The sequence below is a fragment of the Nocardioides sp. NPDC006273 genome (assembly GCF_040613495.1).
Taxonomy (GTDB): Bacteria; Actinomycetota; Actinomycetes; order Propionibacteriales; family Nocardioidaceae; genus Nocardioides.
In genome coordinates this window covers 15060-36717 of sequence record NZ_JBEXSD010000056.1, presented here as the reverse complement: position 1 = coordinate 36717, position 21658 = coordinate 15060, and the positions used below count along the sequence as shown (strand labels likewise).

23 protein-coding genes and 1 riboswitch are annotated in these 21658 nt (G+C 69.9%); of the genes, 11 read left to right on the top strand and 12 right to left on the bottom strand.

Annotated features, from left to right (window positions below; all coding sequences use genetic code 11):
* Position 1 precedes the first annotated feature (1 nt).
* Positions 2-346, bottom strand: coding sequence for a metalloregulator ArsR/SmtB family transcription factor (locus ABZZ22_RS21325; protein WP_354935503.1), 345 nt, complete (start codon positions 344-346; stop codon positions 2-4).
* A 138-nt stretch (positions 347-484) separates the two neighbouring features.
* Between ABZZ22_RS21325 and ABZZ22_RS21320 the strand changes: the two genes are divergently transcribed.
* A complete protein-coding gene (locus ABZZ22_RS21320; RefSeq protein ID WP_354935500.1) occupies positions 485-1438 on the top strand; it encodes an NmrA/HSCARG family protein in 954 nt (317 codons plus the stop codon).
* Here the strand turns inward: ABZZ22_RS21320 and def are convergent.
* Positions 1435-2070 (bottom strand): peptide deformylase, encoded by a 636-nt coding sequence (def, locus tag ABZZ22_RS21315; protein ID WP_354935497.1) that lies wholly within the window; start codon positions 2068-2070, stop codon positions 1435-1437. The genes ABZZ22_RS21320 and def overlap by 4 nt on opposite strands.
* Before the next feature lie 95 nt (positions 2071-2165).
* Here def and ABZZ22_RS21310 point away from each other — a divergent pair, with 95 nt between their 5' ends.
* The 3 genes from ABZZ22_RS21310 to ABZZ22_RS21300 all read left to right on the top strand — a co-directional run bounded on the left by ABZZ22_RS21310 (position 2166) and on the right by ABZZ22_RS21300 (position 5847).
* Positions 2166-3530 carry an acyl-CoA dehydrogenase family protein gene (locus ABZZ22_RS21310; RefSeq protein ID WP_354935494.1) on the top strand — a complete coding sequence of 455 codons (1365 nt, stop codon included), beginning with the start codon at positions 2166-2168 and terminating at the stop codon, positions 3528-3530.
* Entirely contained in the window at positions 3530-4744 is a 1215-nt protein-coding gene (locus ABZZ22_RS21305) for an acyl-CoA dehydrogenase family protein (RefSeq protein ID WP_292651383.1), read from the top strand. Before ABZZ22_RS21310 ends, ABZZ22_RS21305 begins: the two co-directional genes overlap by 1 nt.
* Positions 4745-4917: 173 nt before the next feature.
* Positions 4918-5847: a patatin-like phospholipase family protein gene (locus ABZZ22_RS21300; protein WP_354935490.1), complete on the top strand. Its 930-nt coding sequence runs from the start codon at positions 4918-4920 to the stop codon at positions 5845-5847.
* Between the two features lie 103 nt (positions 5848-5950).
* Here the strand turns inward: ABZZ22_RS21300 and galK are convergent, their stop codons facing one another.
* The 4 genes from galK to ABZZ22_RS21280 form a co-directional block, all read right to left on the bottom strand.
* On the bottom strand, positions 5951-7111 hold the full coding sequence (gene galK, locus ABZZ22_RS21295) for a galactokinase (protein ID WP_354935487.1): 1161 nt from the start codon (positions 7109-7111) through the stop codon (positions 5951-5953).
* Positions 7112-7156: 45 nt separating this feature from the next.
* Positions 7157-7990 (bottom strand): hypothetical protein, encoded by an 834-nt coding sequence (locus tag ABZZ22_RS21290; RefSeq protein WP_354935484.1) that lies wholly within the window; start codon positions 7988-7990, stop codon positions 7157-7159.
* Positions 7977-9659, bottom strand: coding sequence for a substrate-binding domain-containing protein (locus ABZZ22_RS21285; RefSeq protein WP_354935481.1), 1683 nt, complete (start codon positions 9657-9659; stop codon positions 7977-7979). Before ABZZ22_RS21285 ends, ABZZ22_RS21290 begins: the two co-directional genes overlap by 14 nt.
* 135 nt (positions 9660-9794) lie before the next feature.
* Complete coding sequence (locus ABZZ22_RS21280) at positions 9795-10370, bottom strand: LysR family substrate-binding domain-containing protein (protein ID WP_354935478.1); 576 nt, start codon at positions 10368-10370, stop codon at positions 9795-9797.
* A 103-nt stretch (positions 10371-10473) separates the two neighbouring features.
* Positions 10474-10537, top strand: a riboswitch (guanidine-III (ykkC-III) riboswitch).
* Between the two features lie 11 nt (positions 10538-10548).
* Between ABZZ22_RS21280 and ABZZ22_RS21275 the strand changes: the two genes are divergently transcribed.
* The 6 genes from ABZZ22_RS21275 to ABZZ22_RS21250 all read left to right on the top strand — a co-directional run bounded on the left by ABZZ22_RS21275 (position 10549) and on the right by ABZZ22_RS21250 (position 14530).
* On the top strand, positions 10549-10863 hold the full coding sequence (locus tag ABZZ22_RS21275; protein ID WP_354935475.1) for a multidrug efflux SMR transporter: 315 nt from the start codon (positions 10549-10551) through the stop codon (positions 10861-10863).
* A gap of 106 nt (positions 10864-10969) precedes the next feature.
* Positions 10970-11653, top strand: a complete 684-nt coding sequence (locus ABZZ22_RS21270; protein ID WP_354935471.1) for a helix-turn-helix domain-containing protein — start codon at positions 10970-10972, stop codon at positions 11651-11653.
* A gap of 63 nt (positions 11654-11716) precedes the next feature.
* Positions 11717-12508, top strand: coding sequence for an isocitrate lyase/phosphoenolpyruvate mutase family protein (locus ABZZ22_RS21265; RefSeq protein WP_354935468.1), 792 nt, complete (start codon positions 11717-11719; stop codon positions 12506-12508).
* Between the two features lie 8 nt (positions 12509-12516).
* A complete protein-coding gene (locus ABZZ22_RS21260; protein ID WP_354935465.1) occupies positions 12517-13296 on the top strand; it encodes an MOSC domain-containing protein in 780 nt (259 codons plus the stop codon).
* Positions 13293-13487 carry an alpha/beta fold hydrolase gene (locus ABZZ22_RS21255; protein WP_354935462.1) on the top strand — a complete coding sequence of 65 codons (195 nt, stop codon included), beginning with the start codon at positions 13293-13295 and terminating at the stop codon, positions 13485-13487. Before ABZZ22_RS21260 ends, ABZZ22_RS21255 begins: the two co-directional genes overlap by 4 nt.
* Before the next feature lie 83 nt (positions 13488-13570).
* The gene (locus tag ABZZ22_RS21250; protein ID WP_354935521.1) at positions 13571-14530 is read left to right on the top strand and encodes a lipid kinase; all 960 of its coding nucleotides are present in this window, start codon (positions 13571-13573) and stop codon (positions 14528-14530) included.
* A gap of 13 nt (positions 14531-14543) precedes the next feature.
* On the opposite strand, the gene ABZZ22_RS21245 is transcribed toward ABZZ22_RS21250, so the two are convergent.
* Positions 14544-15446, bottom strand: coding sequence for an SMP-30/gluconolactonase/LRE family protein (locus ABZZ22_RS21245; protein WP_354935459.1), 903 nt, complete (start codon positions 15444-15446; stop codon positions 14544-14546).
* Positions 15447-15600: 154 nt separating this feature from the next.
* Between ABZZ22_RS21245 and ABZZ22_RS21240 the strand changes: the two genes are divergently transcribed.
* Positions 15601-15723 (top strand): hypothetical protein, encoded by a 123-nt coding sequence (locus tag ABZZ22_RS21240; protein ID WP_354935456.1) that lies wholly within the window; start codon positions 15601-15603, stop codon positions 15721-15723.
* Position 15724: 1 nt separating this feature from the next.
* Here ABZZ22_RS21240 and ABZZ22_RS21235 read toward each other — a convergent pair whose 3' ends face one another.
* The 5 genes from ABZZ22_RS21235 to ABZZ22_RS21215 form a co-directional block, all read right to left on the bottom strand.
* The gene (locus tag ABZZ22_RS21235) at positions 15725-16897 is read right to left on the bottom strand and encodes an ABC transporter permease (RefSeq protein WP_354935453.1); all 1173 of its coding nucleotides are present in this window, start codon (positions 16895-16897) and stop codon (positions 15725-15727) included.
* On the bottom strand, positions 16894-17775 hold the full coding sequence (locus ABZZ22_RS21230) for an ATP-binding cassette domain-containing protein (protein WP_354935450.1): 882 nt from the start codon (positions 17773-17775) through the stop codon (positions 16894-16896). The genes ABZZ22_RS21235 and ABZZ22_RS21230 overlap by 4 nt, the downstream gene beginning before the upstream one ends.
* Before the next feature lie 86 nt (positions 17776-17861).
* Entirely contained in the window at positions 17862-18533 is a 672-nt protein-coding gene (locus ABZZ22_RS21225) for a response regulator transcription factor (protein ID WP_354935447.1), read from the bottom strand.
* The gene (locus tag ABZZ22_RS21220) at positions 18530-19918 is read right to left on the bottom strand and encodes a histidine kinase (RefSeq protein WP_354935444.1); all 1389 of its coding nucleotides are present in this window, start codon (positions 19916-19918) and stop codon (positions 18530-18532) included. Before ABZZ22_RS21220 ends, ABZZ22_RS21225 begins: the two co-directional genes overlap by 4 nt.
* Positions 19919-19980: 62 nt before the next feature.
* The gene (locus ABZZ22_RS21215; protein ID WP_354935441.1) at positions 19981-21600 is read right to left on the bottom strand and encodes a penicillin-binding transpeptidase domain-containing protein; all 1620 of its coding nucleotides are present in this window, start codon (positions 21598-21600) and stop codon (positions 19981-19983) included.
* Between the last annotated feature and the right edge of the window lie 58 nt (positions 21601-21658).

Below are 21658 nucleotides of genomic sequence, written 5' to 3'. Positions count from 1 at the left end.
GCTATGTGCCGCTGAGCACCTCCGCGAGCTGGGACATCATGTCCTCGTCGCGTCTGTAATGGATCCACTTGCCGATGCGCGTGGACCGGACGAGACCGGCCCGCTCGAGTGTTGCCATGTATGACGAGACCGTTGATTGGGCTAGCCCTGACTTGGCCTGCAGGTGGCTGACGCAGACCCCGACCTCGTCCCGATCAGCGATCGGCTCCCACTGCGAGAACTCGCCATGCGGATCTCGCAGCCAGTCCATGATCTGCAACCGCGCGGGGTGTGCCAGAGCCTTCAGGGCCTCGACCGCTTCCGGGGGGTCGATCCTTCCTGGGCCTGTCGCGTGTGACTTCGCCACGGTCTTCTCCTCATCCTCGCGCCTACGCACCATCATATCCCGATGTGACGCTCTGAGCCCCGCTCGCTCCGCAGCATGCATTTACATATCGCGATGTGACGATATGATGAGCTCCGGTCCACAAGAGAAGGAAGTGCCATGTCTGTTGCCGGAAAGCCGTTGATCGTCGTCGCGGGTGCGACCAGCAAGCAGGGAAGGAGTGTTGTCGCCTCCCTGCTCGACAGTGGGCGGTTCCGGGTGCGAGCCCTGACCAGGGCCGCCGACTCTGTCCAGGCCCAGAATCTCGCGAGAATGGGTGCGCAGATCGTCACGGTTCCCCTGGAGCCGGGGCATCAGCGTGAGCTCGTGCGGGCGTTCGGATCGGCTGACGGGGCCTTCCTCATGACGCCACCGGTTGCGCCGCCGTCCACCGATGAGTTCGCCCTCGGGCGTCAGCTCGCCGATGCTGCGGTCGAGGCCGGCGTGGCGCACGTCGTCTTCAGTGCGCTCGAGAACGTCGACGAGAGGTCGTCGGGCACCAAGTACGCCCCACACTTCACTGACAAGGCGCTCGTCGCAGAGCACATTCGGACCCTGCCGGTCGGGCACACCTTCGTCATGCTGTCGTTCTTCTACACGAACGCGCTGGAGTACTACGCGCCTCGCATCGAATGCGACCGGGTGCTCATGCCCTTCTATCTTCCTGAAGACTTCCGGGCCCCGTTCGTGGACCCGCTCACTGCGACCGGACCCGCCGTTCTGGAGGTGTTCTCGAATCCGGACGCCTATCGCGGCGCCGCGCTGCCGGTCGTCGGCGAGGTCATCTCGCCGAGGGAGATGGTCGATGCGTTCTCCCGTGTCACCGGCCTCGAGGCCGAGTACTGCAATGCACACTCCAGGGAGGGCCTGCTGACCTACTTCCCCGAGCTCGGGGAGAACCCTCTGCTGGTCGACGAGATCCTCGGTATGGCGGAGTACGCAGTGGAGCTCGGATACTTCGGCAACGACCGCGACATGGAGTGGAGCCGACGCATCGATCCCGCCGCACTGAGCTGGGAGCAGTTTCTCCGCAGGACCGATTGGCGCGGCGAGCGGATCTCCTTCGGGGGCTAGTCTGCGGAGTCTTCTGTGGCGGGCCAGTCGGTGGGGAACTCCTTGGCGAGCCGGTCGTGCTCCTTGGTGAGCTTCTTGCGCGCCTTGGCGGAGAGACGGTCACCGAAGACGGTGCCGTTGGTGTGGTCGGTCTCGTGCTGGAGGCATCGGGCCAGCAGGCCGTTGCCCTCGAAGTGGACCGGTTCGCCGTCGAGGCCGACGCCGTCGACCGCTGCCCAGTCGGGGCGGGCACAGTCCACGAAGGCGCCGGGGAAGGAGAGGCAGCCCTCCAGGTCGACGTCCAGGTGGCGGTCGTCGCCCTCCGGCAACGTCAGGACCGGGTTGCAGACGACGCCGACGGTGCGCTGGCCGGAGGCGTCGGGGCAGTCGAAGACGAAGATCGCGACGTCCTCGCCGATCTGGTCGGCGGCCAGCCCCACGCCCTCGGCGGCGTACATCGTGGCGACCATGTCGGCGGCCAGCGCGCCCAGCGCGTCGTCGAAGACCTCGACCTGCTTCTTGGGCCGGTGCATCACCGGAGTTCCCCAACGGGTCATCGGCCGCACGTTCCCGCCTTCGGGCAGGGGGCCGTGGGGTGCGAGCGGGGCTGCGCCTTCGTGGGGAGCGGGGGATTCGAGGGAGGAGTCGGCCATGGTCCAACCCTATAAAGCGCTCGTACGCAGTTTGTTACCGCCATCACCTGGTCCAGGTGTAGACCGCGTTGTAACTCCCAGTTACAGTTCTGCTCATGAGTATCCTCCAAGGCCTACGTGGCGGGGTTGCGCACGGCGTCCCGTCCGGCGAGTCGCGTGATCCGATCGGATTCGCCGTGGCCGGTCTGCGCAAGCTCTCGCAGAGCCCTGTGCTCGACCGGCTCGGTGTCCGCAAGCAGACCGAGCAGGCCGTCTTCACGGTGACCCGCAGCGGGTTCAAGACGATGGCGGCGACCAGTCGTGCGTTCAAGAAGAAGGGCAAGCCGGGCGCTCCGGGCGTCCGCGTGCCCAACGCCATCCCCAAGGGCGTCTTCGACCTGACTCCGAGCGAGGACGAGCAGATGCTCGTCGACGTCGTCACCGAGTTCGCCGCGGAGGTCGTGCGGCCCGCTGCGGCCGAGGCCGACGAGGCCTGCGCCGCACCCGACGACCTGCTCAAGTCGAGCCTCGAGATCGGGCTGCCGATCCTGGGTGTTCCCGAGGAGCTCGGCGGCATCTCCGAGACCCGTTCCGCGGTCGCCGGCACCCTGGTCGCCGAGGCGCTCGCCAAGGGTGACCTCGGTCTGGCGGTCGCGGCGCTCGCGCCCGGCTCGGTCGCGACCGCGCTGGGGCTGTGGGGCACCGACGAGCAGCAGCAGACCTACCTGCCGGCCTTCACGGAAGGGTCCGTTCCGGCGGCCGCCTTCGCGCTCAACGAGGACAAGGTCCTCTTCGACGTGCTGTCGCCGGCCACCACCGCCACGAAGACCGCCGACGGGTTCACCCTCAACGGCGCCAAGTCCCTGGTCGCCCGTGGCACCGAGGCCGAGCTGTTCGTCGTCGGCGCCGTGCTCGACGGCAAGCCGACCCTCTTCCTGGTCGAGTCCTCGACCCCCGGGATCACGATCGAGTCCGAGCCGGCGATGGGCGTCCGCGCCGCCTCGCTGACCAAGCTGACTCTGACCGACGTGAAGGTCCCCGCGTCGGCAGTCCTCGGTGAGACCGACGGTTCGACCTACACCGAGGCCGTTCGGCTGTCCCGCCTCGCCTGGTGCGCGCTGTCCATCGGCGTCGGTCAGGCCGTGCTCGACTACGTGACGCCCTACGTCAAGGAGCGCGAGGCCTTCGGTGAGCCGATCGCTCACCGCCAGTCGGTGGCGTTCATGGTCGCCAACATCGCCATCGAGCTGCAGGCGATGCGTCTGGTGACCTACAAGGCCGCGTCGCGCGTGGCCCAGGGGATCGACGCGACCCGCGAGATCGCGCTGGCTCGCAAGCTCTGTGCCGACAAGGGCATGCAGATCGGCCTCGACGGCGTCCAGCTGCTCGGTGGCCACGGCTTCGTCAAGGAGCACCCGGTCGAGCGGTGGTACCGCGACCTGCGTGCCATCGGAATCATGGAAGGCACGGTGCTGGTCTGATGGCCATCAATCTGGAAGACCCGAAGAAGCTCAAGCCGCTGCGCGAGCAGGTCCACCAGGTCGCGATGAACATGCTGCGACCGATCTCGCGCAAGTACGACAAGGCCGAGCACGAATACCCCACCGAGCTCGACATGCTCGCCGCAATGGCCGACGGGCTCTCCGAGTCCGGGCAGGGCGAGGGCGCCGGCGCCACCGGCGTACGCCGTGACTCGAAGCCCGACGACGGGTCGGTCAGGAACGGCGCCAACATGTCCTCGGTCCTCTCCGTCAACGAGATGTGCTGGGGTGATGTCGGGCTCACGCTGGCCATGCCCCGTCAGGGCCTCGGCAACTCCGCCATCGCGAGCGTCGCCAACGACGAGCAGCACGAGCGCTTCGACGGCGTTTGGGCTGCGATGGCGATCACCGAGCCGGGCACCGGCTCGGACTCGGCCAACATCAAGACCACCGCCACGCTGGACGGCGACCACTACGTGCTCAACGGCGAGAAGATCTTCGTCACCTCCGGTGACCGCGCCGACGCGGTCGTGGTGTGGGCGACCCTTGACAAGGAGCTCGGCAAGGCGGCGATCAAGTCGTTCGTGGTCGAGAAGGGCACCCCGGGGATGAAGGTCGAGCGTCTTGAGCACAAGCTCGGGATCAAGGCCTCCGACACCGCCACCATCACCTTCACCGACTGCCGGGTGCCGGCCGAGAACCTTCTCGGGAGCCCCGAGGTCAACGTCAAGGAGGGCTTCGCCGGCGCGATGGCCACCTTCGACAACACCCGTCCGCTGGTGGCCTCGATGGCGGTCGGTTGTGCCCGGGCCGCGCTCGACTACACCCGCGACCTGCTCGAGAAGGCGGGCGTCGAGATCGACTACGACCGGCCGGCCCACCTGCAGTCGGCGGCTGCGGCGAAGTTCATCCAGCTGGAGTCGGACTACGAGGGCGCGTACCTCCTCATGCTCCAGGCCGCTTGGATGGCCGACAACCGCCAGCCGAACTCCAAGGAAGCGTCCATGGCAAAGGCCAAGGCCGGCCGGATGGGCTCCGACGTGACCCTGTCCTGCGTCGAGCTGGCCGGCACGATCGGCTACTCCGAGGGTGAGCTGTTGGAGAAGTGGGCGCGCGACTCGAAGATCCTCGACATCTTCGAGGGCACCCAGCAGATCCAGCAGCTGATCGTGGCGCGACGCGTCCTGGGCCTCTCCTCGGCCGAGCTGAAGTAGACCCCGGCCCGAGTCGGCTCATCCTGACCGGAATGCATGCCGAGTCGGCGCGTCATGACGCGCCGACTCGGCATCCTGCTCGTCGCGGACGAGATGTGACCTGCGCCCCTGTCCTGGGGCGCTGGAGTGACCCCAGTGAGCGGTCTACTCGCCAGTAGCATCACAATCCAGGCGTGGACGCATTGCAATCGGGGGTGGCCGAGCTGCTCCGGAACCGCCTCGGCGCGGACAGTCGGAACGACGGTGACGAGGCGACCCTGGCTCTCGTGATCGAGGGCGGCGGGATGCGGGGGATGTTGTCGGCGACGATGGCCGCGGTGCTCGCCGACCGGGGCCTGCTGGATGCGGTCGACCTGGTGGTCGGCACCTCCGCCGGCGCGGCGAACGCGACCGCGGTGGCGGCCGGGACGATCGGCGCCTTCAGCGAGTCGTACGCCTCGGTGTTCGCCTCGCCGGAGTACATCGGCGCGGGGCGGATGCTGCGCCGCAAGTCGATGGTCGACACCCGGGGGATCACCGCCCGCTCGGCGGAGCTGTTCGAGTGGTCGCTGGCGTTGCGGGACGGCGCGCCCCGGCTGGCGGCGGTGGCCACCGACGTGGTGACGGCGAAGTCCGTCCCGCTCACCGACTTCACCGGCCCCACCGACCTCGCCGACTCGGTGATCGCCTCCAGCCAGCTGCCGCTCGCCGGTGGGCTCCCGGTGACCGTACGCGGCCGCCGCTGGCTCGACGGCGGGCTGGTCGAGCCGGTGCCGGTCGCCTCGGCGGCAGCGCTCGGGGCGACGCATGCGATCGTGCTGGCGACCCGGCCGTTCGGGACGGCGCCGCTCTACGGGCGCGCCGACCGCGTGATCGAGCGCTACCTGCGCCGGGTCAACCCCGACCTCGGCGACCTCTACCGGAGCCGTCCGGACCGCTACCGCAGCGCGGTCGCGGAGATGAGGGCCGGGAGCCATGGCGGCGTGTGCACCCTGACCTTCGCGCCCGGCGCGGCCGACCCGATCCCGGGCCGCACCGAGACGGACGTAGACCTGCTGCGGGCCGCGCGGGAGGCCACGATCGCCACCACCACCCGGACGCTGGCCGAGGCCGGCCTGGTCTGAGTCGGCGCGGCGGATGCTGACCGAGGTAACTCGGTCAGCAACCACTTACTTCGTCGAACTCCACGAAGTCAGTGCGAGCTCACCGAGTTACCCTTCGACAAGCTCAGGACATCGCCTCGGTGAACGTCGCGCCCGCCGACGGGCTGGCGATCAGGTGGCCAGGGGCGCCGTATCCGGCCTTGGCGAAGGCCTCGTCGATGGCCGCGCTGACCGACTCGACGGCGGATGCGGGAACGATCGAGACGATCGATCCGCCGAAGCCGCCGCCGGTCATCCGGGCGCCGTCGGCACCGGCCTCGACCGCGGTGGCCACGGCGAGGTCGAGCTCGGGGACGGAGATCTCGAAGTCGTCGCGCATGGAGGCGTGGGAGGCGGCGAAGAGCTCGCCGATCGCGGCCCAGTCGCCGGCGCCCAGCGCGGCCACGGTCGGCTCGACGCGGGCGATCTCGGTGACGATGTGGCGGGCCCGGCGGCGGACGACGTCGTCGTCCAGCGACTCGACCTGGTCCAGGGTGGCCTGGCGCAGCGAGCTCAGCCCGAGGTCGGCGGCGGCCTTCTCGCACTGGGCTCGGCGGGAGGCGTAGCCGCCGTCGGTCAGCTGGTGCTTGACCCGGGTGTCAGTCACCAGGATGGTGCGCTCCCCGAGGGCGAGCGGGACGTTGCGGTGCTCGCCGGAGTCGAAGTCGATCAAGAGGGCGCCGCCCGCCTCGGCGAAGACCGCAACCGACTGGTCCATCCCGCCGGTCGGCGCGTTGGCGACCTCGGTCTCGGCCCGGATCCCGGCAGCGACGACGGCCCGCTGCAGGTCCTCGTCGAGCACCCGACCGGCGACGCCGAGCGCGGCCACCGCGGTGGCGCACTCGACCGACGCCGAGGAGGACAGGCCCGCACCGAGCGGGACCGAGGACTCCAGGTGCATGTCCAGCCCGCCCGTGAGGAGGCCGGCCTCTCGCAGCGTCCACAGCACCCCCGCGACGTACGCCGCCCAGCCTTCGATCTGCGGTCCGAGCTCGTCGATGTGGCCGGTGAACGCCTCGGACTCCTGGGCCGACGCGATCCGGATGACACCGTCGGTGCGCGGCGCGGCCGCGGCGTAGGTGGCGTGGGGGAGTGCCACCGGCAGCACCAGTCCGGCGTTGTAGTCGGTGTGCTCGCCGATCAGATTGACCCGCCCCGGCGCCCTCCCGACGACCGTGGCCTCGGTGCCGAAGGCCGTACGCAGTGCCTCGGTCGCGCGGGTGGTGAGATCGGTCGGTTCGAGCATGCGTCAAAGTCTGCCGCGTGCATGCGGCAGACATCGACCCGGGGCTCAGTAGACGGCGATCACACGGACGGTCGCGGTGCAGCTCTCCGAATCGATGTCGCGAAGAACCCCGACGAGGCGCACGGTGCGTTCCAGGTTCGCGAGCTCGCTGAAGTCTTCGCGTTCGCGGCCCCGGGTGCCGATGTGGACCGTGATGTCGAGCCCACCGGTGTGGAAGGTCATCTTGCCGGTGTTGTCCGGGCCGTCTGCGGGCGGCTCCGGGATGCCCATCACGAACTTGTGGAGACTTCGTGCGGGCACCTTGAACTGAAGGAACTGGTCGTCGGCCTCGTCGTCCTCCACCAGATGCGCGAACTCGTCGAGATCCGCGTCCATCCCGTGGATCAGTCCGTCGGTCTCCAGGTGACTGAGCACGTCGGCGGCCATGGTGGTCAGCGTGTGCGTCAGCTCCTGCTGGTACTTCGTGGCCTCCTCGCGAACCCCTTCGCCGATCACCGAGACCGGCGGGACGTCGAGCCCGACCTTGAGGCCACCCTGCGCCCTGGCCATCACCTCGATCAGTCGCTGGCCGGCCTCGCCGCCGTAGATCTGCGCGTGCAGCATCGCGATGCGGGTGGGGGAGAGGAAGAAGTAGGTACGCAGCAGCCAGCGTTGCCGGTTCGGGCTGTGCGGCCGGGGCAGAGGCGTCTTCCCTGGCCAAGTGGCCGCCGCGGCCACGCAGACGGCGATCCCGGCGGTACCGACGGCACCGACAGCCCAGCCCCAGGCCCCGGTGGTGACGGCCGCGCCGGCCAGCGGGACCGCGGCGAGCGCTCCGGCGGCGGTCCAGTTGGAGTTGACGATCCTGGAGAGCATCGACGCGGGCTTACTGGTAGTCACGGATCTCCTGGAAGATCTTGCGTAGGTCGGCGGTGTCCTTGGCGACCACGTCGCGGCCGCCGGTGTGCTCGGCGAAGCTCACCAGCTGCTCGAGGCTCGGGTCGGCCGAGGTGGCGGCATCGCCGACGAGCACCACGTAGAGCGGCACACCGAGATCGCGGTAGGCCGATTCGTACTTCTTGCTGAGCTGGGCGTAGGACTGCCCGCCGTTCTGCTCGCCGTCGGTCATCAGCACGACCGAGGTGGTCGCACCCTCCTCGGGCGAGGCCTTGATGGCTGCGTACGCCGCGTCGATGGCGTCGTAGTAGGCGGTGCCGCCGTGGCCGGTCAGGTCGCCGACGCGGTCGATGAGCTCGTTGAGCGCCGGGTCCCGCTCCGGCTGGTCCTCGACGACGACGTCCCCGAGAGGCGCGGCCTCGTCGGCGTAGGTGTAGACCGCGAGCCGCTCGCCCTTGCGGAAGCGCTTGAACTGACCGCTGATCGAGGTGTCGTCGCCGGCCAGCCCCTCGAAGGCCCGGCGCAGCTGGTTCATCTTGATCTCGTCCATCGAGGCGGAGGTGTCGAGGAGGTACGTCGTCCGGGTCTTCGGTGCGAACTCGTCGAAGTAGGTGAAGATCAGCTCGTCGATCGTGCCGAGGTCGTCGGGGAGCGGGAGCGCCTTGACCTCGTTGTCGGGCACCCCCGCCGACGGTTCCACGCTCGCCAAGCCCGGGCGGCGGTCGCTGACGGAGCTCAGCTCCTCCTGCACCTCGGCCGTACGCAGCCACGCGACCGCCGTCTCGTAGGCCTTCTGCTTCTCGGGGTCGACGAGGGTGAGCGGGTAGGTCGCCTCGATGGTGCCGTCACTGGGGTAGACGATGTCGAGATCGTCGACCTGCTCCGAGAGCGCCAGCAGCTCCGACTCGTAGTTGAAGATCGCGTCGTAGGCCGTCGGGTTCTCGCGGAACTTGTCCGAGAGCCACCCCGAGCTGGCCGCGCGGCCGAGCTGACCGCTGAAGAGCTGGCGTACGTCGTCCCGAACCACGCCGACATCCTCGCTCTGCAGCGGCGGATCGGCGTCGAAAGCGGTGGCCACCCCGGCGAGCGTGGACAGGCCGGAGTTGGACGAGGCGGGGCTGGTCATCAGGAACCCGAGCTCGCCGTCGGCGGCGCGCCGGGCGATCTCTTCCCACGAGACCTCGGCGCCGTCGGTCCAGCCCAGCCGGACGGCGACCCCGTGGTGCACGCCCAGCGCCACCGGCGAGCGCATGATCGGGTCGGAGGAGGTCAGCTCGTCGGTGCCCTTCGCCGCCAGCGCGAGGCGCAGGTAGTCGTCGGAGGCGAACCAGGCGGCGTCGTAGCGGTCTCGGTCGGCGACGATGGCGTCGGCGGCCTCGAGCGTGCCGATGAACTCCGGCTCGAGGACGACGTTGGTCTCCTTCCGGAGCCGCTTCACGAGCGCGCCGGGCTTGCAGCGGACCGGGGTGCCGGTCGACTCCTCGGCCTTGCTGGTGCCGCCGGCGCACAGGACGTCGTCGAGCTCGGAGCCGGCCGCGACCTTCAACGTCACCGGATCCGGCAGCCGGCCCGTTCCAAAACCGTCCGGGAGGACGTTGGCAACCAGGAACCACCCCAGCAGCACCAGTCCCAGACCGCCTGCGACGACGGTCGTCCACCCCGTGCGGTTCACCTGAGAAGCCTGCCTTCTGTCCTTGATCGGGCAGAGTCTAGGGACGAGAACCGGTACCGCTGGGTGGAATGAGGCCGGCCGGTCCAGATGTCGCCAGGCGTTCACCCGGCATTTGCTGGATTCCTGCGCGATCTCTCAGCTGCGGGAGGAGTTCCGCGAGCGGCCACGGACGATGCCGATGAAGGTCTGCACGCGCTCGTCCTCGTTGTCGATCAGCCAGGCCAGGCCGACGGTCGTGGCCGCGATGCCGACCACGGGCCGGAAGACGGCGTCCTTGCGGTGGTACAGCCGGGCGATCGACAGCGGCACGATCGCCACCCCGGTGCCGGCGGCGACCGTCTCGACGGCGTCCTCCTCACTCATCGGCGGCCAGGCCAGCTGCTCGGCGCTCGGTGTCCAGCCTCCGCGCTCGGGGATGACCAGCTGCTCCTCGGCGAGATCGTCGAGGGTGACCTCCTCGAGCAGGGAGAGCAGGTGCTCGTGGCCCATCACGGCGACCGGCTGCTCCTCGTAGAGCGGGATGCAGTGCAGGCCCTCGCGGTCCACGGGGAGGCGTACGAGGCACATGTCGAGCTCGCCGGTGCGCAGCAGCCGCTCCTGATCCCCCTCGGAGACCGGGACGAGCTCGAGTCGCTCGCGGCTGCGGTCACGCCAGATACTGGCCCACTTGTCGGGGGTGGCTCCGGTGACGAAGCCGACGGTGAATGTCACCACCGCATCATCCCATCAATCGGCCTGAATCCTGTGACGGAGAACGTAGCGTTCTGCGGCACTCAGAAGTTTCTATCGAGTGACAGTTTTGCTAATGTCGAAGACGTCAGCCGAGACCGGCTGCCGGACGAGGGAGCCGTACCCGGAAGCGCGACAAGACGGCCGTCTGGAGTTGGTCATGTCTTGGATTTTTCTTGTTGGATCAGGCGTCCTCGAGGCTGTGTGGGCGCTCGCCCTGGGGCGTACCGAGGGCTTCTCGCGACTGGTCCCGTCGGTGGTCTTCGTCGTCGCTCTCGTCGGCAGTCTGGCGGGCCTTGCCCTGGCCATGCGCACGCTGCCGATCGGCACAGCGTACGCAGTCTGGGTGGGGATCGGCGCGGCTCTCACCGTCGGCTACTCGATGGCCACCGGGGCCGAGTCGATCAGCGCCGTACGCGTCCTGCTGATCGTCGCTCTCGTCGGCTGCGTCATCGGCCTCAAGCTCACTCACTGAGAGTTCGCGGCGGACACGTCGCCCGGCGCTTGACTCTTTCGATATGAGTGCGAAACTTGCTCTCTCCGATCTTATCTATCGTACGACAGAAAAAGGCGATGCCACGGTGTCACAGATCTCGCCGCGTCCGGGTCGCGGCCGCCCACGGCTGCTCCCGGGCAAGGTTGCGGCGAACCCCCGAGATCAGATCCTCGCTGCCGCCGCGGAGCTCTTCGTGGGCCGCGGCTATGCCGGCACCACCACCCGCGAGATCGCGGACGGTGCCGGGCTGAGGCAGGCGTCCATCTACTACCACTTCGGCAGCAAGGAGGAGATCCTCGCGGAGCTGCTCGAGCGATCGGTCCAGGAGCGGGTCGAGCAGGCCGGGAAGATCGAGGCCGAGATGGGGTCTGTGACCCCGGAGGTGGGCCTCTACGCCCTCGCCGTCAGCGACATGAGCGCCCTGGTGGCGATGCCCCACAACATCGGCATGCTCTACCGCCTCCCCGACGTCATCGCCTCTCCGGTCTACGACCGTTATGGCCACCTGCGCGGGGATCTCGTCGCCGGCTACGGACGGGTGGCGCAGCGGGCGGCGGGGGAGCGGATCTCTGCGAGCAGCGGCGAGCCCGGGCTCGGTGAGCTGGTCGTGCAGATGGTCGAGAGCGTGGTCAGCCTCCGTCGCGAGGACCGGGTCGGCAGCACGACAGTCGCCACGATCGCCTCTGCCTGCCTACGGCTGTGCGGGATCGCCGAGGACGCGATCGAGCAGGCGCGCGGGGCGGCCCTCACGGCGCTGGCGCGGACCTGACCCGACCAGGCGCCTGACCGGAAATCAGTTCTCGGCCGCGCCGTCCCGTGGCAGGGTGGCGGCATGTCCCTCGCCGAGAACTTCCTGTCGCTGCACCTGCCAGGCACGCCGCTGCTGATGCCCAACGCCTGGGATGCGGGCTCGGCCAAGGTCCTGGCCTCGCTGGGCTTCCCGGCCCTGGCCACGACCAGCAGCGGGTACGCCGCGACCCTGGGACGGCTCGACGGGCAGGTCAGCCGGGACGAGGTGATCGCGCACTCGGCCGCGCTGGCCGAGGCCGTCCAGGTGCCGGTCTCGGCCGACCTGGAGGCCGGTTTCGCGGCCACCACGGCAGAGGTGGAGGAGACCTTCCGGCTCGCCGCGGCCACCGGTCTGGCGGGCGGTTCGATCGAGGACTACGCCGGGGTCGAGCAGGACGCGTTCTACTCCCTCGAGGAGGCCGCCGAGCGGGTCGCCGCGGCGGCCGCTGCCGCAGGCGACGGCTTCGTCCTCACCGCCCGCGCCGAGAACCACATCCGCGGCCGCGACGATCTCGCGGACACGATCGCCCGCCTGCAGGCCTACCAGGAGGCCGGCGCCGACGTCCTCTTCGCGCCGGGAGTCGTCGCCGTCGAGGACGTACGTCGCCTGGTCGGTGCCGTCGACCGCCCGGTCAACGTGCTGCTGCTCCCGGGCGGCCCGTCGGTCCCGGAGCTGGCCGAGGCGGGCGCGGCCCGCATCTCGGTGGGCGGCGCGTTCGCCTTCGCCGCCCTCGGCGCAGTCAAGCGCGCCGCCGAGGAGCTGCTCGGCGCCGGCACGACCGGCTACTCCGAGCTGGCGGCCGAGGGTGCCAAGGCGTTTCGCAGCGCTGGTTGACTGGGGGCGTGACCGATGAGCTGAGGGTCGTACGTGCAGGGTTCGCGCCGATCAAGGGGACCCGACATCTGAGTCTCGACGAGGTGATGCTCGACGAGCGGGGTGCCGTGGGTGACCGGGGATACGCGCTGGTCGAGGTCGACCGGGCCGATCCCTCACGAGGGCGGGTGCTGCGTACGGTCCAGAACCCGTCGCTGGTCGCGGTGCGCGTGCCGTTTGCGGCAGAGCGGCTCGATGTCGAGCTGCCTGGCGGTGAGGTGGTCGCCGCGGCACCGGGCCCGACCGGCCGGACCGTCACCTGCGACTACTGGGGGCACGAGGTCCCGCTGGAGCTGCTCGAGGGACCGCACGCCGGACTGTTCTCGCAGTGGCTCGACCGTCCGGTGCGGTTGGCCAGAGCCCGGCGCGGGGACGTCGTCTTCGCCGGCGCGGTGACGTTGGTGACGACCGCCTCCGTGCGAGATCTCGCCGAGCGGATCGGACGCCCGGGGCTGGCCGACGAGATCGCCAGGTTCCGGTCGACGGTGGTGGTCGAGGCCGAGACGCCGTACGCCGAGGAAGGCTGGACCGGCCGGATGGTCGCCCTCGGTGACGCGACGGTGAGGATCGGCGCACCCATCCCTCGCTGCGCTGTGATCGACGTGCATCCCGAGACGGGACTGAGGGACGGACGTCTTCTCAAGACGCTGACCGGCTACCGACCGCGAAACCGTGCAGGGGAGCCGGTGTTCGGGATGTTCGCGGAGGTGTTGACGCCTGGTGTGGTGTCGGTAGCGTCGAGGCCGTGAGTGTGATCGAGCTGACCGAGACTTCCGACGACGCCTGGATCCCTGTCGACCGTGCGCACCGGCTCGCCGACCTGATCCCCGGCGCCGAGCTCACCGTCATCCCGGACGCCGGCCATCTCGTTCACCTCGACCAGCCGGCCGCGCTTGCGGCGACCCTCACCGAGTGGCTGCTGCGACAGAGCCGGGGCTGACACCTCCGCGTCGCCGACACCCAGCTCACCCGAACGCGCCAAGAGGCGCTCAGGCGGGGTTGCGTACGCTCCTGAACGTGGATATGCAATCGCTGTTGTCGCGCGAATCCGTCAAGGTCGCCCTCGTCGTCAACGCCGGCTCGCGCCGTGGAGAGGACGCGTTGGCCTCGTCGGAGAAGATGCTCCGCGACGCGGGGATCCAGGACGTGCGCTCCTACGCGGTCCACTCGGGGGAGGAGCTGGAGTCCACGTTGGACGAGGTGGCCGCCGACCAGCCCGACCTGCTCGTGATCGGCGGCGGTGACGGCTCGGTGGGCGCCGCGGCTTCCCGGATCGCCGGGACCGACGTCGTGCTCGCCGTGCTGCCGCTCGGCACCGCCAACGACTTCGCCCGCACGCTCGAGCTGGACCAGGACCCGCAGACCGCGATCCGGCAGGTGCTCGAGGGGAAGGTCATCAACGTCGACATCGGCCGGGCCAACGGTCACAGCTACCTCAACGTGGCCTCCTTCGGGCTGTCCGTCGCGGTGACCGATGCCCTGGACCCTCGGCTGAAGAAGCTGATCGGTGCGGCGGCCTATCCGGTGGCGACGCTGCAGGCCTACCGCCACCACCGGCCGTTCACCGCCCGGTTGGAGTTCCCCGACGGAGACCACGACACGGTGGAGCTCGACGATCTGCTCCAGGTCGCGGTCGGCAACGGCCGCCACTACGGCGGCGGCAACACCGTCTCGCCCGCGGCTTCGGTGGACGACGACCTGCTCGACGTCTACGCGATCGTCCGCGGCCGCATGCGCGACCACGTCTCCATCGCGCGGCTGCTCAAGAGCGGTCACTTCATCGAGCACGATCAGGTGCACCACGTGACCACCACGGCTGTGCGGATCACCACCGACGAGCCGATGCCGGTCAACCTCGACGGGGAGATCCTCACCGAGACGCCGACCGACTTCACGCTCGAGAGCAACGCGCTCCACGTCGCGGTGCCGATCCGCAGCCGTGCCGGCCGCCTCGACGGCCCGCCGCCGGACGTCCAGGGCTGAGGGCTCTTCCAGGCTAAGGGCGACCGGCGCGGGGCACGTCGACCCGGATGGCCAGTAGCCGTGCCTCGGTGCTGGCCTTGCGCGGCTCCTCGAAGAAGTCGGGCGCGGCACAGGCGTAGAGCGTCTTCCCGTCTCTGCCGCCCAGCATGCAGGCGAAGACGCCACCGTCCAGGTCGATCTGCTCGAGGATCTCGCCGCCCTCGGCGACCCTGACCAGCCGGCCGAAGACCGCGTCGGCGGTCCACACCGCGCCCTCGGCGTCCAGACAGCAGCCGTCGGGTGCCAGGACGGCATCGCCCATCGCCTCCCCGAACGCGGTGTGGGTGGTGAGCTCGCCGAACTTCGCCCACGTACGCCGGTTGGTCAGCGACCCGTCCGCGGCGATGTCGAAGGCACTGATCCGGTTGCCGCAGGTCTCGTCGACGATGAGCGTGCCGTCGTCGGTGATCACGCTGCCGTTGGGGAACCACAGGTCGTCGGCGACCTCGGCCACCGTGCCGTCCGGGTCGACCCGCAGCAGCACCGTCGAGGCCACGTCGGCGCCGGCCATGATGTCGAAACCGAAGTTACCCACGTACGCCCTGCCCTCCTCGTCGACCACCATGTCGTTGAGGTGGTGGTCGACGTGGCCGCTGAGATCGGCGTGGGTGACCAGCGACCCGTCGCTCTCGCGGCGCAGGATCCGCCGGTCGCGCATCGAGACGATGAGAAGGTGCCCGTCGGGGAGCCAGCCCAGCCCCGACGGCTGGCCCGGCACCTCCGCCTCGACCCGGAGGTCCGACCCGTCCTCCCGCGCCGAGTAGACCTTGTAGGAGTAGAAGTCCACGAACCAGATCCGGTCCTGGTGCCACCTCGGGCACTCCAGGTAGTGCAGGTCCTCCACGACGGTGCTGATCTCTCGGGTTTCTCGGGCCATTCCGGGCTCCTCCGGTCGACGGTGACAGGTTCGGAAACCACCTTGGCGTCTCGGGGCGGTCCAGTCCCGGGATTGGCCGGATTCGGCGCGGCGAGCCGTCTCGGCGAACGAAAATTCGTTCGGACGGAAGAGGGCCTGGGCTTAGCCTCGAACGGTGATCACCGCCTCCGGCCTGCTCCGCCGCAGCCCCCGCGTCGAGCGCGGAGTGCGCTGGACGGCGGATGGGCTGCTGGCGGGCTTCGCGGTGCACCTCGGCTTCTCGCGGGCCTCGGCCTGACCTACTCCTCCAGCTTCCAGACCGCCTTGAGGGAGAGCTGGCCGCCGGTCTGGAGCAGGGCGCGGCTGTAGAGGCGCTCGGCGAGGCGTACGAGGGCTGCGCCGAAGGCGAGGAGCAGGACCAGGGCGATGATCGGCTCCCACCACGCGGCGGTGCCCTCGACCAGGCGCATCGGCATCAGCACAGCGGAGAGCGGCGGGACGTAGGAGCCGATCTGCTCGCCGACGCCGTCGAGATAGAGGGCGCCGAAGAACATCACCATCAGCAGCATCGTGATCGGGGTCGAGGAGGACTGCAGGTCCTCGGTGCGCGAGGCGAGCGCGCCCGCGACCGCCCACAGCGTGGAGAGCACCACGAAGCCGACCAGGAAGAAGATCACGAACCAGCCGATCGCGCCCGACAGCACCGGCAGCGCGAAGCTGAACTCGGTCAGGCTCAGCCCGATCAACCCGACGGCCACGTAGATGAGCATCTGCCCGACGGCGATGACGGCGTTGCCGATGATCTTTCCGGCCAGCAGCTGGCGCAGCGGCACGGCCGCGGCGATCATCTCCACGATCCTCGACTGCTTCTCCTCCACGACGCTGTTGGCCAGTGTCATGCCGAACATGATCGAGGCGAAGTAGAAGACGATGGCGAGGGCGTACCCGACCACCCAGCGGATCGCGCTCAGCTCGCTGTCGCCCTCGATCTGGTCGACCGCGACCGACGAGCCCTTGGTCAGCTCGGCCGCACTCGTGCCGGCCGCGTCGGCGTTCCCGGCGAGGACGATCTCCTCGACCGCCTGCTCGACCACGCCGCGCAGCTCGGAGTCGGCCTCCTCGAGCGTGAGCAGAGTCCAACCGTCCTCATCGGGGTACAGGTACGCGTCGGCCTGCTCCTCCTCGAGGGCGTGCCGGGCGGCGTCGGCGTCGTCGACGGAGACAGGCTCGATGTGCACCTTCTCGTCGATCTCGGTCGAGCGTTCGGCGATGCCCTCGACCATCGCCTGCGACGTCGTCGAGGAGTAGGCGACCTCGTACGTCTTCTCCCGGTTCTCGCTCCACGCGGCGAAGCCGAGCACGCCCACGATCACGGCGAGCATGATCGCGGTGCCGATGATGGTCGACTTGTCGGTGACGCGGACGGTGATCTCGCGGCGTGCGACGATCTGCCAGACAGGTTGCGTCCTCATGCGGTGACCTCCCGGTAGATCTCGGACAGACGGGGGACGACGCGGTGGAAGTCGAGCACGCTCCCGCGTGCGGCGGCCTCGGCGAGCAGCTTCTGCTCGGCGCCGTCGGAGACGATCTCGATCTCGGCCTCGGGGCCGGAGACGTCGCGGACGTGGAGACCCGGGACGTCGCGTACCCACCCGGCGTCGCCACCGAGGACGAGCCGGTAGCGCAGCGCGGCCTCGGCGCGCAGCTCCTCACCCGTGCCCTGAGCGACCACGCGGCCGCGGGCCATCACCACGAGGCGGTCGCACAGCCGGTCGACCAGGTCGAGCTGGTGGGAGGAGAAGACGACGGGAACGCCGTCGCGAGCGTGCTCGCGCAGCAGGTCGGCCATCGCGCCGATGGCGTCGGGATCGAGCCCGGAGAACGGCTCGTCGAGGACCAGCGCCATCGGAGCGGGGACGAGCGCGGCGATGATCTGGACGCGCTGCTGGTTGCCGAGGGACAGCTTCTCCAGCGGGTCCTTGGTGCGCCCGCCGAGACCGAACCGCTCCAGCAGCACGGTGATCTCCCGGCGCGCGTCCGCGGCGCTCGTGCCGCGGAGCCGGGCCAGGTAGACCAGCTGCTCCAGGATCGGCTGCTTCGGGTAGAGACCGCGCTCCTCGGGCATGTAGCCGAACCTGCGCCGGTCCTCACGGGTCACCTCGTGCCCCTGCCAGGAGACCGTGCCGGCGTGAGCGGCCAGCACCCCCATGATCATCCGCATGGTGGTGGTCTTCCCGGCACCGTTGCCGCCCACGAACCCGGTGAGCCCACCGGACGGGACCGGGAAGGACACGTCGTCGACGGCGACCATGTCGCCGAAGCGGCGGGTCAGCCCGCTGACCTCGAGCATCGATTCTCCTCTGTTTCGGAAACGAACGGGACTCACGCTATTTCAGGGCACCGCCCGGCGGATCCGTCGCGAGGATGAACCCGTCCTCAGCCGTTGGACGGGTCCGCGGGCAGCAGCCCGTGACGGTGGATGAAGACCACCGTCTGCACCCGGTCGCGCAGCTGCAGCTTGGCCAGGCAGGCCGACACGTGCGTCTTCACGGTCGCCTCGGTCAGGAACAGCCGGCGGGCGATCTCGTTGTTGCTCAGCCCCTCGCCGATGAGCAGAAGCACCTCGCGTTCGCGGGCGGTGAGCAGAGCGAGCTCCGCGGGCGGCTTGGGTCGCGTCGGGGCAGGCGCCTCGGCGCTGGTCACCCGGCCGATCACCCGCATCGTGACCTCCGGGGCCAGCAGCGCGTGACCTTCGGCCGCCGCGCGCACCGCCTCGGCCAGCGAGTCGGGGTCGGCGTTCTTGAGCAGGAAGCCGCTGGCGCCGGCCGCGAGCGCGTCGAACAGATAGTCGTCGCGGTCGAAGGTGGTCAGGATGATCACCTTGGCTCGTCCCTCGGCGACCACCGTACGCGTCGCCTCGATGCCGTCGGTGCCGGGCATCTGCACGTCCATCAGCACCACGTCGGGCTGCAGCTCGCGCGCCTTGGCGATCGCGTCGGCGCCGTCGGAGGCCTCACCGACCACCGAGATGTCGTCCTCCATCGAGAGGATGAGACGGAACCCCGAGCGCACCAGCTGCTGGTCGTCGGCGAGCAGCACGCGGATCATCGGGTCGCCCCTGCCGGCAGGACGAAGGATTCGAGCGGGAACCTGACCCGCACCCGATACCCCTGCACGGCCCTGGGCCCGATGTCGACCTCCGCCTTCCGGATGGCCGCCCGCTCGCGGACACCCAGCAGGCCCAGGCCGCTGCCCGAGGTGCCGTGCCGGGGCCGGCCGTTGTCGGTGATCTCGACCTCGGCGTACGGCGACGCCGCTGAACGGTCGACGCGGAGGACGACCTGGGCGCGGTCGGCGGTGGAGTGGCGGCGGATGTTGGCCAGCGCCTCCTGGACGATGCGGTAGACCGAGTGCGCCAGCGGCGTGGGCAGCTCGTCGACCGGCCCGACGGCCTCGTAGTCCACCCGCAGCCCGTTCTCGCGCACCTCGTCCAGGAGCGCCGGCAGGTCCTCGAGGCGGGGCTCGGGGCGGCGTACCTCTGCTGATGCGGTGTGCGCCGATCCGTCCGTCTCCTCGTCGCCGACCGGGTCGCGCAGGGTGCCGAGCAGCGAGCGCATCTGGGTGACCGCCTCGCGAGCGGAGGCCTCGACGTTGCCGAGCGCCTCGGTGGCCCCTTCGACGTCGCCGGGACGACCGCGCTCGAGGAGCTTGCGCCCGGCGGCGGCCTGGACGCCGACGACCGCGACGTGGTGGGCGACGACATCATGCAGCTCGCGGGCGATGCGCAGGCGCTCGTCGATCACGGCGCGCCGCTGGAGCTGTCCGGACTGGGCCGCGATGGTCGCGGCCTGCTGGGCGAGCTCGGCCTTCTGCCGCGCACCGCGCCAGGCGACCTGACCGCCGACGATCGCGCCGGCGAAGTAGAGCAGGTTGATGACGGTGGTGAGCAGCACGAAGGCGGTCACCGGGCCGACGAGCGAGGAGCCTTCCGAATCGGCGGTCGACTCGCGGATCTCGTCGATGCCGCTGCCTACCGCGAACTGCCAGGAGAGCCACGCGAACATGAACAAGGTGATCAGCCCCATCACGACGACCATGTCCCGCCGCCGCCGCGCCCAGGCCGCTCCGGCGAAGAAGGCGAGGAAGTAGATGATCTGCATGGGCAGCAGCCCCATCACCATCGGCAGCCACACGCCGGTGACGAACATGTGGAGCCCGGCCAGGAGCGCGACCGTGAGCGGGAAGCGCCGCCGGAAGACCAGCAGCGCCGCGCCGATGAGCACCGCTGTCCACTCGACCCACATCGGGGCGTCGCTGGAGTCGAGCGTCCCGACTCCGCGGATCAGCTCCAGGGTGAGCAGGCTGGCGACCAGCACGCTCACGCCGACCAGCCAGTCGCCGGCCGAGATCGAACCCTCCCGCTCCCAGTCGTCGTCGGTCGCGAAGAAGGTCGCCAGCCGGCCGGGAGTACCGGTGGTGTCATGCGAAGTCACCCGGCAACCCTAGTTCCAGAGACGTGCGCCGTCCTCAGTCTGAAGTCGGAGTCACGGGGCCGTCAGTCGGCGGTCAGCAGGTCGCGTACGACATGGCCCGCCGAGTCCACCCCGGAGCTGCCGCCCTCGACGAGCGCGGCGACGGCGATGCGGTCGTCGTACGCCGTGAACCAGCCGTTGGTGTGGTCGCCCTCCTCCGCGGTGCCGGTCTTGGCGCCGACGCCGGGGAGGTCGCCGACACGCGGAGCAGCCGAGCCGTGCGAGGCCGCGGCTTTCATCATGGTCCGCAGGTAGCCGGCGGTGCGTGCGGAGATCGGGCGGGGAGCCCTCGCCTGCGGCTGGTTCTTCATGATGATCGGCTGCTCGAACCCGCCCTTGGCCACCGTCGCGGCGATCGAGGCGATGAACAGCGGAGTGGCGGTGACCTTGCCCTGGCCGATGAACTGGGCAGCCTGATCGCCGCGCTCGACGTCCGGTGGGATGGAGGGGTCACGCGTGCCGACACCGCCGCCGATCGACCACGACCCCATCCCGAACACCTCGGTCGCCTCCCGGTGGAGCGCAGAGGCGTCGCCGTCGTTGACCAGGTGGTTGAAGCCGTCCTTGATGAACGCGGTGTTGCACGAGACCGTGAACGCCTCCGCGATGGTGGCGCCCTCGTCGGGACTGACGCCGGGGTCGTTGCCGAAGGTCTGCCCGTTGGCGAGCACCGAGTCGGGGCACGGGGCGGCACTGCCGGGGTGCAGCCCCGCGAGGTCGAAGAGGGCAGCGGCGGAGACGATCTTGAGCGTCGATCCCGGCGCTTTGACCGCGTTGATCGCGATGTTGCCGCTGTCCCCGGCGTAGGCGATCGCCAGGATGTGCCCGGTGCGCCAGTCCAGCGCCACGACCCCGGCCGGCTTCCCGTCGAGTACCGGGTTCTTGACGGCCTTCTCGGCGGCCGCCTGGAGGCGGGCGTCGATGGTCGTACGGATCGCCGGAGCCTTCGACGAGGCCAGCACCGTGAGCGTCTTGACCTGCGTGCCGGCGGCGTCGACGATCGCGACGCCGTGGCCCGGCTTGCCGCCGTCGCCGTCGGCGTTGTCCCGGATGGACCCGGCGATGTCGGTCAGTGAGGGGACGTCCTGGAGATCCTTCCGCCCGTCGGCGGTGGTCGGCCGGGCGGTCATGAACTCGTCCGTGAGCTCACCGGCGACCAGCGACTGGCCGGTCGCGAGCTCGGGGTGCAGCACAGTGCGGTCCCACCGCACCGCCGTGTAGCCGTCCTCGTCCTGGATGACACCGAGCGTGCTCCGGTACGCCCACCGCCCGCCGTCCACGTTCGCCACCACGTCGAAGTCGACCGTGGTCGTGCCGCTGACCGACGACGATCCGCGAACCGCCAGCCCGCTGAAGGCGATCTTCGTGAGACCGAGGTCGTCGGCGTACGCCTGGAGTGCTGCCGTCGCGGAGTCGGCCGCGTCCGTGAGCGCCCCGGCCTCGGCCGGCTTGTCGCGTGCCCAGCCGTCGAGGAACGCCTGCGCGGTTTCCGTCGCGGCGGCGGCCGACGGCGGCTCGCTCGACTTCTCCTCCGGGTCGTAGGTGTTCGTCGTGTCCCGGAGGACGAAGAACCACCCCGCCCCCATGAGGACGAGCAGCACCAAGCCACCGCAGATGATGGCGACGTCCGTCCTCCGAGTCATGGGCGGAGAGTAAAGCGATACCCGCCCGCGCATGACCGATACGGCGGACTGTTACCCG